Annotated in this window: 7 protein-coding genes and 1 pseudogene; 3 read left to right on the top strand and 5 right to left on the bottom strand. The window is 47.0% G+C overall.

Features of this window, described 5'->3' with window-relative positions; translation table 11 throughout:
* Positions 1-10 precede the first annotated feature (10 nt).
* Entirely contained in the window at positions 11-787 is a 777-nt protein-coding gene (gene trpC / locus F4V45_RS02675) for an indole-3-glycerol phosphate synthase TrpC (protein ID WP_150336947.1), read from the bottom strand.
* 163 nt (positions 788-950) lie between these two features.
* On the opposite strand from trpC, the gene F4V45_RS02670 reads away from it, so the two are divergent.
* The 3 genes from F4V45_RS02670 to F4V45_RS02660 all read left to right on the top strand — a co-directional run bounded on the left by F4V45_RS02670 (position 951) and on the right by F4V45_RS02660 (position 4,714).
* Complete coding sequence (locus F4V45_RS02670) at positions 951-2,495, top strand: flagellin B (protein ID WP_150336946.1); 1,545 nt, start codon at positions 951-953, stop codon at positions 2,493-2,495.
* Between the two features lie 168 nt (positions 2,496-2,663).
* Entirely contained in the window at positions 2,664-4,076 is a 1,413-nt protein-coding gene (aspA, locus tag F4V45_RS02665; protein WP_150336945.1) for an aspartate ammonia-lyase, read from the top strand.
* On the top strand, positions 4,076-4,714 hold the full coding sequence (locus F4V45_RS02660) for a uracil-DNA glycosylase family protein (protein WP_150336944.1): 639 nt from the start codon (positions 4,076-4,078) through the stop codon (positions 4,712-4,714). Before aspA ends, F4V45_RS02660 begins: the two co-directional genes overlap by 1 nt.
* Positions 4,715-4,962: 248 nt before the next feature.
* Here F4V45_RS02660 and F4V45_RS09315 read toward each other — a convergent pair whose 3' ends face one another.
* The 4 genes and pseudogenes from F4V45_RS09315 to F4V45_RS09675 form a co-directional block, all read right to left on the bottom strand.
* Positions 4,963-11,022, bottom strand: a complete 6,060-nt coding sequence (locus F4V45_RS09315) for a type ISP restriction/modification enzyme (RefSeq protein ID WP_170235136.1) — start codon at positions 11,020-11,022, stop codon at positions 4,963-4,965.
* A gap of 74 nt (positions 11,023-11,096) precedes the next feature.
* On the bottom strand, positions 11,097-12,218 hold the full coding sequence (gene solA, locus F4V45_RS02640) for an N-methyl-L-tryptophan oxidase (protein ID WP_150336943.1): 1,122 nt from the start codon (positions 12,216-12,218) through the stop codon (positions 11,097-11,099).
* 68 nt (positions 12,219-12,286) lie between these two features.
* The gene (locus tag F4V45_RS02635) at positions 12,287-13,378 is read right to left on the bottom strand and encodes a hypothetical protein (protein ID WP_150336942.1); all 1,092 of its coding nucleotides are present in this window, start codon (positions 13,376-13,378) and stop codon (positions 12,287-12,289) included.
* 13 nt (positions 13,379-13,391) lie between these two features.
* Positions 13,392-14,188 (bottom strand): annotated as a pseudogene (locus tag F4V45_RS09675) (hypothetical protein); the annotation flags it as partial.

The following is a 14,188-nucleotide window of genomic DNA, read 5'->3' as shown; positions in this document are numbered from 1 at the left end:
CAGCTTGTCTCTAGGTATAAAGCTCTTTAAGCGCGCTTGCTCCTTGCCGCATAAACCACTCACCTATAAGCACAGCATCGACTTTAGATTCTAGCAAAGTGCGCAAGTCGCTCACACTCCCTATCCCGCTCTCACTGACAAAGACTTTAGATTCTGGCACGAGTGGGCGCAGATTTAGGCTTGTCTGCAAATCTACGCTAAAGCTGCGCAAGTCTCTATTATTCACGCCGATAATCCGCGCATCAAGCTCTAAGGCTTGCTTAATCTCTTGCTCTGTGTGTGTCTCTACCAAAGCGCAAAGCCCAAGCGACTCTGCCAGCGCGTAGAAATCCCTAAGCTCCATAGAATCTAGCGCGCTCACAATAAGCAGCACGGCATCTGCGCCCATAGCCTTTGCCTGATAGATCATATATGGGTCGATTGTGAAGTCCTTGCGGAGCATAGGAAGCGCGCAAATCTCTCTTACTTGTGTGAAAATCTCATCACTGCCTAGGAAGTAGTGCGGCTCTGTGAGACAGGAGATCGCATTTGCCCCAGCTCTCTTATATGCTCTAGCGATGTCAAGGTAGGGAAAAGAGGCATTGATAATGCCCTTTGATGGAGAAGCTTTCTTAATCTCGCAAATCACACTTAAGCCATCAGTGCGCAGGGCATTTTCAAAGCTCCTTGTATAGGGCTTGGCTTTATGCAGGGCTTCAGCCTGCTCACGCAAGGCTTCTAGTGGGAGCTGCTTTTTGCATTGTGCTACGCGCTCCTTAGTGCTCTCTATAATTTGTGCAAGTATCATATCGCTCCTTTGCTGCCCCTTTACCTAGAATCTAAAAGCGGATTCTAGCACAATCTTTATCACCTGCTCATAGCCCACCCTAATCGGCAAATTTTCATTTACTTTTAATTTTGGAACAATGATTGCTTAACCCTTTGCACAATCACATTGCAAAGGATGCATTATGAGCTTTAGGATAAACACAAACATTGCCGCCTTGACAGCGCACACCACAGGAGTGCAGGTAAATAGAGAGCTTGGGCAGTCATTAGAGAAGCTAAGCTCTGGGCTACGGGTCAATAAGGCTGCCGATGACGCTTCTGGTATGGCGATTGCCGATAGCTTGCGATCTCAAAGCGAGAGCTTGGGGCAGGCGATTCGCAACGCTAATGACGCCATTGGTATGATCCAAGTCGCAGATAAAGCGATGGACGAGCAGCTAAAGATTTTAGACACGATTAAGACAAAGGCTATCCAAGCCGCGCAAGATGGGCAGACGCTAGAGTCTCGCCGCGCCTTGCAGAGCGATATACAACGCTTGCTAGAAGAGCTTGATAATATCGCTAATACCACCAGCTTCAACGGACAGCAAATGCTCTCTGGCTCTTTCTCTAACAAAGAGTTCCAAATCGGTGCTTACTCAAACACCACAGTTAAAGCCTCTATCGGTCCTACCAACTCCAACAAAATCGGGCACGTGCGTATGGAGTCTTCTTCAATCTTAGGAGAGGGAATGCTAGCGAGTGCTGGGGGGCTTAATCTCTCGGAAGTAAGTCTAAATTTCTTGCAGACTGATGGGGTGAACTCTTTCCAGCTAGAAGCAGCCAAAATCTCCACTTCAGCGGGCACAGGTGTGGGCGCGCTAAGTGAGATTATCAATAAGTTTTCTGATACTTTGGGAATCCGCGCTTCTTATAATGTCCAAGCCACAAGCTCACTGCCGGTGATGTCTGGCACGGTGCGAGATTTGGTGATTAACGGCACAACCATTGGGAATATCAACGATGTGCGCAAAAACGACTCTGATGGACGGCTCATTAACGCGATCAATAGTGTCAAAGAGCGCACAGGTGTGTATGCCTACCTTGACATCACAGGGCGGCTAAACCTAAGCTCTCCAGATGGGCGCGCGATCCAAATCCAAGGTGGTGGCGAAGCGGCGCAAGTCTTTGGCGGTGGGGATTTTAATGGTATCTCTGGGGTCAATCACGCTATCGTTGGGCGGCTCACGCTTATCCGCACGGATGCTAGAGATATTCTTGTGAGTGGGGTAAATTACAGCCACATAGGATTCCACTCCGCACAAGGTATCGCAGAATACACCGCAAACTTGCGCGAGCTACGCGGGATTTTTGGGGCAAATGTCGCAAGTGCCTATGGGGCAAACGCCAACACCGCGCAAAGCGATTTAAACTGGAAAGGTATCGGGGCTGGGGTTACAAGCTTGAAGGGTGCTATGCTTGTAATGGATATGGCAGATTCTGCTAGGACACAGCTTGATAAAGTGCGCGCAGACATTGGATCTGTGCAAATGCAGCTAGTAGCGACTATCAACAATGTCTCTGTTACCCAAGTCAATGTCAAAGCCGCAGAATCGCAAATCCGTGAAGTGGATTTCGCTAGCGAGTCAGCAAACTTCTCTAAATTTAACATTTTGGCACAAAGCGGAAGCTTCGCTATGGCACAAGCAAACGCTGTGCAGCAAAATGTCCTTAGGCTCTTGCAATAGTCCTTTACTATTGCGATGCGCTTAAAAGGCGCGCTACTCTACTATCACTTAAGTCTCCACAAAGCCCCATAATACACGCAGCACAATCAACACAACGCAATACAATCAAACCTTAAGCAAACTTCTGCCAATATGCAGGGCTTAAATGCCATATTGTAAGGAGTTAAAATGAAAAAGCGAGTAGAGCACGACTTCATCGGTGAGCTTGAGATTGATGAGAGTGTGTATTATGGCGTGCAAACTTTCCGCGCACTAGAAAACTTCAACATCACAGGGCAGCGGCTAAGCGATTTTCCTGTGTTTATCACAGCCCTTGCCCAAGTCAAAAAGGCAGCCGCGCTGGCAAACCACGAGCTAGGCTTGCTGGATTCTAGTATCAAAGATGCCATTATCAAAGCGTGCGACAAAATCATCGCAGGGGAGTTCCACGACCAATTTGTCGTGGATATGATCCAAGGTGGTGCTGGCACTAGCACCAATATGAATGCTAATGAAGTCATCGCCAATGTCGCGCTAGAGATTTTGGGGCATAAAAAGGGCGAGTATCAATACTGCCACCCAAATGACCATGTCAATCTCTCTCAATCCACCAATGACGCTTACCCCACCGCACTGCGCGTGGCGTTGTATGAGCGGCTTAGTATGCTTAGTGAGTCTATGGCGGTGCTAGAAGAGAGCTTTAAGCGCAAGGGAGAGGAGTTTAAAAATGTGCTAAAAATGGGGCGCACACAGCTGCAAGACGCCGTGCCTATGACGCTTGGGCAGGAGTTTAGCGCGTATGCTTCTATGGTGCGTATTGATATTGAGCGAATCCTTGATGCCAGAAGCCTTATCCGCGTGATAAACCTAGGCGGCACAGCCATTGGCACAGGCATTAACTCCCACCCAGATTATCGCAATATCGTAGAGCAAAAGCTCCAAGAAGTTACCGGACGCCCATTTATCACCGCCACGGACTTAATCGAAGCCACGCAAGGCACAGGCGGCTATGTGCAAATCAGCGGCGTGCTAAAGCGCGTGAGTGTCAAGCTCTCTAAAATCTGCAACGACTTGCGCCTGCTAAGCTCAGGTCCTCGCGCCGGGCTTAATGAAATCAATCTCCCCAAAATGCAGCCCGGTAGCTCCATAATGCCGGGTAAAGTCAATCCCGTGATCCCAGAAGTGGTGAATCAAGTGTGCTTTAGCGTCATTGGCAATGATATGACAATCACTATGGCAGCAGAGGGCGGGCAGCTCCAGCTCAATGTCTTTGAGCCAGTGATCGCTTATGGGCTATTTAGCTCTATTAAAATGCTCTCTCGCGCGATCGTAACGCTAGCGCATAAATGTGTCGATGGTATCACGGCAAATGAGCAAGTTTGCAAGGATTTTGTGTTTAACTCTATCGGCATTGTTACCGCGCTTAATCCCTACATCGGCTATGAAAATTCTGCAAGCATTGCCAAAGAGTCCTTGCAAACAGGCAAGTCAGTCTATGACATCGCCCTAGAGCGAAAGCTTTTAAGCAAGGAAAAGCTTGATGAAATCTTCACCCTAGAGAATATGCTCAATCCCCATATGTATCAAAATACCAAAAGCTAATGCCCCAGAGTGCTACAAGCCTAGATCTCAAGCGACAGCTCTATGAGCTCTATCTCGCGCGAGCTTGCGGGGTGGAGTTTGTCCAGCCTTTGCAAAGAGTATCTGCGAATGCGCAAGGGCTTATAGACTCTCGCCAAAGCTCGCTTGCTAGCACGATCGCCCACTGCAAGCTCTGCCCAAGGAGCAAGGGCGCGCACCCGCAAGTGGGCTATATCCAAGCTTCACCGCTTGTGTTTGTCGTGGAGCTTGCTATGGGCGATGAGTCTGGGCTTGTAGATTCTAAAGCTTCACAAATGCTCACCAACATCGCCCAAAGAGTCTTTAATCTTCAGCACTTTAGCGTGCTATCGCTGCTTAAATGCGCCCCATACCCCCCAAGCCCCCAAGAGATCGAGCTATGCAAGCCCTATCTCATTAGCCAAATCCAAGCCCTAAATGCTTCTTGTCTCGTGCTTTTTGGCGAGGTGGTGCTAGAGTCTTTGCTAGGGCTAGATTCTAGCCATAAGGGCGCGCTGCTTGATGCCTTTGGCAAGAAGGCTATCGCCACACACTCTATCGCAGCCCTTCTGCGCAACCCAAGCTTGAAGAAAGAGTCTTTAGAGCATTTTCGCTTGCTGCTAGGCTTTTGCAAGCCTTAGAATCGTTTGCCCTAAAAGTTACTTCACTCCTAGAATCCATTTTTGAAAAAACGCAAAAGCAGAAATTGTGATTTGTAACCAAGTAAATAGGCGAAAGGATTTTTGATGAGAAATCGGGGTTTTCAAGCGATTGGCAAGGGAGTTACCTAGGCGGTAATGACTGCCGACAATCGCGCAGAATCCACGATTTATCGCAAAAAGCCAACGCCCAAACCACAAAAAGTGGATTCTAGTGGAAGCTCTTTCGCCTAGCTCTCTAGCAGCTTATACTCTGGCATAGATTCTAGGACCTCGCTTGTGCGTGCGCTCATTTCGATGATGGATAGCAGCAGTGCGCAGACATATCGCCCGCCCTTTAGCCCAGATAATGCCCCGCTTGTGCTTTCATAGAGATTTGGGTCATTGACTATGCCGCTTGCTTTATCGGTGCTGATTTTGTAGCGATCGAGTATCCACTCTATGGCACTTTTGCCATTGACTTGGTAGCGGTGGGCGGCGGCAGGGATATTGACTATGCTTAGCTTGTCGTTAAAGATTATGGTGTGTTTATAGCCTTTGGCTAGGAAGTGTATGGGCTTGATTAGCGTGAAGTCGCCATCACCTAGCTGGGCTATGTCCTGCCTAGCCTTTTCCCTGCTCTCTTGCTCAAACAAGCTGCCTTGATCCTTGCTCGCGGTGTCTCTATCACCCTTTAGGCAGGCAAACGCACCGCAAGCCACGCTCATAGACGCTACATCGCAGAAGCTCTCATAGTCTAAATGCAGCTGTGCTAATGCCCTGCCGCTTGCCACAAAGCCCCAGAAGTCCTGCATAAGCGGGATTCTAGGGAGCATTTTGGAGAGATTGTCTTTGTATTTGGCGATGTAATCTTTGTGGTTCAAAATGGCATAGATATAGTAAAACATCGCCTCTTTGTTTATCGTGCTGTCATTATAAGCGGCTTGGAAAAATGCTAGGGCTTCATCGCGGATAGCGTCTTTGCGTTTATAGTAGGCAGTAGCCTTGCTGGTGGATTCGGCTTTGCGCGATAAATCGTGGATTCTGCGCGATTGTCGGCGGTCATTACCGCTAAGGTAACTCCCTTGCCAATCGCTTGAAAGCCCCGATTTCTCATCGCAAATCCTAGAATCCTTTGCTTGCTCGCTTAGATTTTTGTCATTGCGCGATTCTGCACTAGCAGAATCGTGGCAATCCATAGATTCTACCAAGTCATAGTCCATAGTCATCTGCCCATTTTCTACGCTAGATTCTACTCGCTCATAGTAGTAGAGCGGGAAGCATTGGGTTTGGGTTTGTGCGTCATTGCTCCTTATTATTTTTGTCATTAACGCAGTAAAATTGCTATTTTCACCACCAAAAATACATATCGCCATATTTGGCAAGTAGCGATGAGTGGCATAGAAGTCTCTGGCACTCTTGCTAAAGCCCGCTTCGCAGTCCAAAATTTCTATCTCTTGTGTGCGTGGCGCGGGGAAAAGCTGTGGCATTTGGCAAAGCATTTCATTGAAATGCTTTGCCAGATAGAGGTGGCATTTGGTAAAGGGGCGGTAAGCACACTCTATAATCTCCCCTGCTTCATTAAAGTCAAATATCAAGCCTTTTTTAAAGCTAGATTCTAGGGAGCGTGTCCATTTGATTTTAGTGTCATCGATTATGGGCTGATAGGTAGAATCTGCTTTGTGCTTCTCTACTTGGGCATTGTAGTTGTCTATCATTCTTGTCATAGTGGATTCTAGGCTTTTAGCAGAGAAGTTATAGACCCAGCTATCTCTATTGCTCACCACGCCCATAGAAAACATTTCAAACATATCCACATAATTTTCTGCAAAGACTTCGGCATCGATTTTGTCTCTATTTTTTAGCTGTGGGATTGCTTGTAGGGGGACTTCTTTAAGCTTTTTATTTGCCATTGGCATAAAAGCCATAAAGCTATAATCGCGCTGGTTTATCCAGTCATAGTCTTTGTTTGGCGTGATGAGAGTGAAAAGCCCTTGAGATTCTAGGGATTGTATGCTGTGGAGGTTGGCTATGATGTTGCGCTTTTGCTGGGTGGAGAGGTTGTCGCCGATGTCGTAGTAATATATTTTGGCTTTGCTTGGTTTTGGTTTTGGCTTTTTGCTGGTGGATTCGGCTTTGCGCGATAAATCGGCGATTGCTTCATCGCCACTGCGGTTACGCACGCCAAGTGCGCGCCCTTGTGTCGATTCGCAAAGCCCCGATTTCTCATCGCAAATCCTAGAATCCTTTGCAGAGTCGCTTAGATTTCTGTCATTGCGAGTTTTGCCACTAGAATCCACTTTTTTATCGTCATTGCGAGCAAGCGCGGTAGCGGTTGCGTGGCAATCCATACTAGAATCTAGTTTGACAAAAAAGCATATCGCCACAGGGGTTTTAGAAGCGTTACCAAAGAAGTTTTGCCCCTCGCCGCTATTTTTATCCTGCATATTCTTGTTTATATCACCGCGTAGATTGATGATATAGATATAGTCAAACTCATCTGCCAAGCACGCGCGCAAACCATCATCGCTTTTCCCATCTATAAAGCTCCCATTAGTGATAAAGCCTATAATCCCCCCGCTCTCTCCTATCCTATCGCTCATAAAGCGGATAGCGTATTTGAAAGAGTCGTATTTAAACTTCTGGGCTTTGGTTAAGGCGACATAGGACTCTGCTATACGGCTATCCATAAAGGGGTAGCTTTCGTTTTTGTTGTTGTCGTTGCCGCTTTTTTGCCCAGCGGAGTAAGGGGGATTGGTAAGGAAGATTTTAAACTCGGTGTTTTTAAACTCTTGGATTTTGGCGTAGTTTTTCTCTAAATACTCGCTATCAAAGAGTTTGGGGTCTTCTTGCTTGCCTTTGAAGCCTTTGGAGTCTGGGGCGTAGGTGTTGAAAGTATCAGTAAATAATAGATTATCAAAAAGCTTTATCTCTGGCGTTGGCTTTTTGGCTAAAAATGGCGATTGCTGCGGCGAGCCTGCGGTCATTACCGCTTTAGGTAACTCCCAAGTCTGCCCTTGCAAAGCCCCATTTTTATCACAAAAATCCTGCCGCCTTTGTGCTTGTTTGGATTGTGCGGATTCTGCACGCTCACTCAAAATCTTAGAATCTGCTTTTGCTTCCGCCTGTGAGTTGGCTACACTTTGGGCATTTTCGCAAATCCTAGAATCCTTTGCTTGCTCGCTTAGATTTTTGTCATTGCGAGATTCTGCGCTAGCAGAATCGTGGCAATCCATTTTTGCACTAGAATCCACTTGCGTGGATTTGTGGATTGCTTCGGCGATTGTATCGCCTCGCAATGACTTTGAAGCCTGTTTTTCTTCTTCAAGGATTCTAAGATTTGCGGTGGGGCTTTCGTAGTTTTTTGGGGATTTGGGGGCAGAGCAAGAGTCTGCGGTTGCCTCCAAATCTCCAAAATCTGCGGAATGATTACCCGAAGCTGAATCCCCCAAAGCAATGAGTCTTTCGTGGTAAGTGGTGGCGATGTTAATCTGCGCAATGTAATACCCCAGCAGTGTAATCTCATTTGCCCACAGCTCTTTGGCAAATTTAGATTCTAGCCTAGAGTCTAAATAGCCGCTTTGTATCGTGCGGGTGATAAATGTGCCTGTGCCGGTAAATGGGTCTGCTATGTGGATATGCTCATCGCTCAAAGATTTGCCAAAGTGCTTTTGCAAAAGGTATTGCGTTGAATGAATGATAAAATCCACGCCTTCAATGGGAGTATAGACTATGCCTAGCTTTTCTTGCGTCTTTTTGAACGCTTGCTTAAATAATGTGTCGTATAGGTTTTTGATAAGGCTTTGCTTACTTTTGTCGCTTTTGGCATACTCGGCACTCTGGCGCACGGAGGTGTAGAACTTCTCTAGTGTCTTTGTCTCGGCGTTTAGCCCTTGCTCTAGGAGCTTGGTGTGGAGCTTCTCTAGCTCGGCAGAGACTTTGTCAAATGTGGTGAAGTCAAGACTTGGGAATATACACTCAAAAATAGGCTTTGTGATGATGTGCTGGGCTACTAGGGCTATGGCTTCGTTTTCATTAAAGCTAGCGTTTAGGTTGCCCTGCAAGGCTTTGCAAAAGGTGCTAAAGAGCTTCTGTATAGCGGGGCTAGAATCTAGCAGGGCTTGTATGCGCAGTATGAGAGCTTGCATAATATCGCCGACTTTGCTTGCGTAGTTTTCCCAATACTGCAGGTCGCCTAGGTTTTTGGGCACGGCGTTTTTCATCTCATTAAAGAGCTCGCTTAGGGTGAAAAGCTCTGTTTGCGGCAAGGGCACTTCACCACCACCACCACCTGCAATGCTTACTACTTCGTTGATCCTAGCTTCATCGATTAGCCGCTCATCGTGGCTTCTAAGGGCTTTAAGCGTCTGCCATACGATTTTGAATTTATCGCCTTTAAGGGTTTTGTCATAGCTTTTGATCTCTTCATCACTTAGCACTAAAGGCAAAATGATATAGCCGTATTTCTTGCCATCACTCTTGCGTATCGCTCGCCCTACCGCTTGGACTACATCGACCACAGAGTCCCGCTTGTCAAAGAAGCACACCGCATCAAGACTAGGCACATCAATGCCCTCTGTCAAGCATTTAGCATTGCTTAGCACGCGCGCTTCTTCCTTAGGGGCTTCACTAAGCCAAGCGAGCTTATGCGACTTGGTGCTGGCATTATCCTTGCCATCAATATGGGTGAAAACTATGTCTCTATCAATCACGCTTTTTTCGCCATTGAAATACCCAGCCATTCTCGTAGAGTCGCTAATCCTTGAGTGGAATGCCAGAGCCTTGCGCATAGGATTGGTATCTGTATAGGACTCTTGCTTGCCGCGCTCATCGATGAAGCTTACATTGCGCTTTTTCATAGCGTTGGTGAAAGCGACCATTTTGCCTGCGTTTTCTAGGGTTAGGCTAGAGCTTTCTTGGGCTTGGGTGAGCTTATTGGTATAGTCGGCTAGGTATTTCTCGTTGATATAGCTTATGATGACACGAAAATCGCTCAAAAGCCCAAGATCGATAGCTTGGGAGAATCTAAGAGAGTAAATCTCCTTGCCAAAGAGCTTTTTATCATCCATTGAGAAGAGCAGCAGCTCGCTTGCATTGTCGTTTTTGCGTGCTTTGGCGAGCTTGTCTTTCGCCTTGTCGCTGAAGATGCGTGGCGTAGCGGTAAGGTAGAGGCGGTAGGTGGCGTTTAGCAGGTCGTTGTCGTGGGTTTTCTGCCATACGCTGATTTCTTTGACATTGCCGGTCTCATCGAGCTTTTGCACACCGGCGGTGCGGTGGGCTTCATCATTTATGATGATTTTAAGGGGTTTGTTGAAGAGCTTTTGGGAGTCTATGATGACATCTAGGCTTTGGTAGGTGGAGAAAATGACAATTTTGGGGCTAGATTCTAGGCTATGCGCATTGCTCCCCCCCCCCCCAGAAATTATCGCATTTATCGCGTGTGCTAGCATATTTGGATCAGTTGTAGGCGCGAGTGATAGCTCTTGTGCGTTGAGATCTTCGCTGCCTTTTTCTGCACCGACTTTGCTATCACTACACACGGCAAAGAGTTTGTAGCTAGGGGAGATGGACTCCTTGCGAAACTCTTTTATCATTTGATCAATTAGGGCTAGGCTTGGTGCTAAGAAAAGCGCGATTTCACCAGAATCCACTAGGCTATCTATGGTGCGGATAGCTAGCAGGCTTTTGCCCGTGCCGCACGCCATAATGACCTTGCCCCTAGCATTACCCTGCTCTATAAAGTGGCTGTGGATTTTCTCAAGGGCTTCTTTCTGGTGGGGGCGCAGCTGCTTTTTGCCACTTGTGCGTAGGGACTCTATATCGCCATTTTTACAGCTCCCCCAATCAATCCCAAGCTCACTAATTTCATAGAATCCATACGCTATGGCTGGCTCACTCTGGGCATTTTGGCATTGTAGTAGGGCTTTTTGGACATTTTTGCTTATGGTTTTGCAGGTGTGGAAAAGATAGTGCTGGACTATGGGGAAATGCTGCGTGCCATCGCTGCTTTGAAGCGTTTGGCAGCCTAAGAAGTTTTTCAAATCTTCTAGCTCTAGGGTGTCTTTTTGATAGGCTTTGCACTGGATCGCCACCCACTCATCGCCGCTTTTTGCCATTATGTCGATACCAAAATCCCCTTGCTTTAGCTGAAACTTGCCATTAAACTCGCTCCATAAATACACTTCATCAAATGTATGGGGCAGGTCTCTGGCGATTTGCACGATTTTTTTCACAAGCTTTTCAAACTTGCTGCCTTGTGCGTGCGGGCTGTCCTCTTGAAAAATCTGGCTAATGATGTCTTCAAAATACATTATCTCTCCTTGTTGATTTGGCTTGATTCTACTTGATTTGGTGCGGGTATTATAGCTTTATGTTAAGCAAGATTCTAGCTATCAAAGCGCGCTAGAGAGAAATGCCGGCAAATCTCGCTAGGTAGCTCGCCGCTTTGCAGCGCGCTAATGCCTAGCTCCCCAAGTGCTGGAGCAAACTTGAAGCCGTGGCTAAGCCCGCCAAGATACAGCATACAAGAGTCGATAAACTCGATGACAAAGCCTTCATCTGGAGTCATCGCATAGGTGCATACTGCTCCTTTACTTAGCTCGCCTAGATGAGGCATAAACTCGCGGATATGCTCACTAATGGCACGCTTATCGCTATCTATATCGCCAAAGCTCCCAAGCTCATCACGCGTGGTAATATCCTGCCCAAAGACATTAAGCCCGATTTTGACCCCAGAGCCAAAGTCTGGGAATCCATAGAAATGATCCCCATTAAACTCCATAATAAACGCCGGCATAGCATCACGCAGCTGATAGGAGCTAGAGTCAAACCAATTAAGCATTTTGCGCTTTGGCTTTACAGGGATTTTTGGTAGATCAAGCTCACATACGCTAAGGATCTCACTAGCAAAGCTCCCCGCACTTAGTAGAATCTTATCTGCTAGGATCTGGCTAGAATCTGTGTGGATATGGTAGATCCCATCTCTTTTGTCTATGCGCGTGATTTGTGCTACAAGCAAGTGCGCCCCAAGCTCGCAAGCAAGCCTTATAGCAGACTCCACACTTCTATCACTATAGACAAACCCAGTCTCCCTCTCCAAAATCCCCACAAAATCGCTGGGCACATTGATCCCATAGAGCTGGCTAAGATCTTTAGGGCTAAGGGGCGTTGTATTTAGGGCGAAGTCTTTGCTGCTTTTAGCGACATTGCGCATAAACTCGCTAGCAGGGTCGCCGATGTTTAGCACTCCACATCGCTCAAAGATTCTCTGCCCACTTGCTTGCTCAAACTCCCCCCAAAGCCTAAACGCGCGCTGCAATAGCGGGATATACTTCTCTCCCTCGCCATAGGCTATGCGGAAGATCCTCGTGTCGCCGTGGTAGGAGCCATTTGAGTGTGGTGGCAGGAAGTTATCAAGTAGGCAGACTTTTAGCCCCTGCTTACTTGCATAATACCCAGCAAAGCTCCCCACACTCCCACTGCCAATAATTACAACATCATATTTCATCGCTCACTCCCTAAATGTAAATGCTAGATTCTAGCAGATATATGCGCTTAGATTCTAGCTTGTAGAATCTATTTGGGCTTGGGTGGGGATTTTGGCGTGATGAGTCCTTGCTTCTCTAGTTGTAATAGCAGCTTGATAAAGCTCGCACTACGCAGGTTTGCTCCATCGCTATTAAGATGATATGGGGTGTCATAAAAATATTTTCTCTCATAGTGAAAGTCTCTAAAATCCCCCACGAAGTGGATATTATGCGCAGCTAGCTGGGAGGATAGGTTGTGCATTTTTGCGTGGGTTTCTTTGTCTTCTAGGCTAAAGAGTGGGTTCTCCATTGTGGGTGGATAGAGGAGGAAAAGCTTGATATCGCGCGCCTTGGCAAAAGACTCTAGCCTTTTATACTCGCTAATAAAAAAGCCCGATACCTGCAGATACTTGCTTAAGTAGGGGCTTGTAGAGTCTAGCACCAGTGAGCCACTCTGTGAGCAAAAATCCCCCGTAGGGCTTAGAGACTTGTAGCTATAGCCTTGGAAGTTTGGATTCTGGCAGGATATGGGCGATCGGGTGGGATCTGGCTTTAGGATCTGCTTGTGTATAAACTGCTCTAGCTCTGCTTGGCTTACTAGCTGCCTGTGGATTAGCGGCACAAGGGTTGGGAGAATCTTTAGCTGCGCGTAGGCTTGGAGCTTGTCTAGGGTGCTAATGTATCGCTGATACTCTTTGTCCCACGAGAGCATATTGGTGATATACCAGAAGTCTTGCGTGGGCTTGCCCTGCCCATAAATGTCAAAATTTAGCGATACAAAGATGATGTCCCTGCTCCTTGCGCGCTGCATAATCCTGTCGAAGTGGTAGTTTGCAGGAAGCCCGCCGTGTGTGCCGTAGTTGATAAAGGTGTAGCTTGTGTTTGCCTCTATCATCGCGCCATTAAAGCCAAAGAGATTGCTAGAGCCGCCGATGACTATGATCCTTTGTCTTTGCGTGGGGCGTGCGTTTATGGTATCTTTTATGGCGTAGGTGTATTTGAGCCAAAGCTCTGTATGGGCGAAAATAGGCTGGATAGATGGGCTGCTAGTGCATACCCACACCACTAGGGTAAGCCCTAGCGCGCTTAAAAACACTGAGCCAAAATACACTGCCACTTGTCTCTTGCCAAATGTTTTCATTGCTATCCTTTAGCTAGAAGTTGAAGTATAAAAACTTAGGCACATAGCTACTCTCAAGGCTAACACACATCACCCATACAAACGCCACTCCTGCTAAGGCTAGCTTGATATTTACCGCCCTTTTGCCAAGAGAGTCTGTAAGCTGCACGCTATTTTGACACCCTAGAGCTAGGATAAATGCTAGAAATATCCATAGTATTGTGCTAGAGCTTCCCTGTATGCGCTCAAGCCACGCGCCAAACTCATAGCCCTGCAAGAATCCTAGGCGAGATTCTAGGCTTTTAGGCAGCACCAAAGAGCCAAAAAACATACCCTGTAATAAATTCACCGCTCCTTGTAGATTTTCTGCCCTAAAAAACACCCAAGCGATATTGATAAAATTAAAAGTAAGAATCCAGCAAAGCAGGATATAGATTCTAGTTTGCATAAAGCGTAGATACCACCCCTTGTTTTGAGCAATTTTAGGCGAGTTGATCTGGGATTCTAGGATTTGGGCGGATTTTTCACACTCAGCTTGGCTTTCTTTTTCACGGATTCTAGGAATTGCGGTGGGGCTTTCGTAGTTTTTTGGGGATTTGGGGGCAGAGCTAGACTTGAGGTCTGCGGTTGTCTCCAAATCCCTAAAATCTGCGGAATGACTACCCAAGACCGAATCCCCACTCTTAGAATCTAGCTTTTTATAAAAAAGCATATAAATTCTATGCACCACCATTGCCACCCCGTGCAAACTCCCCCATATCACAAAGCCCCACCCAGCTCCGTGCCATACTCCGCTTAAAAATGCGACTATAAAAAGATTTCTTAAAGTAA

Origin of the sequence: Helicobacter canis, assembly GCF_008693005.1 — a bacterium.
Lineage (GTDB): Bacteria > Campylobacterota > Campylobacteria > Campylobacterales > Helicobacteraceae > Helicobacter_B > Helicobacter_B canis.
The sequence above is the reverse complement of the archived record's forward strand: the minus strand, read 5'-3'. Positions and strand labels throughout refer to the sequence as shown.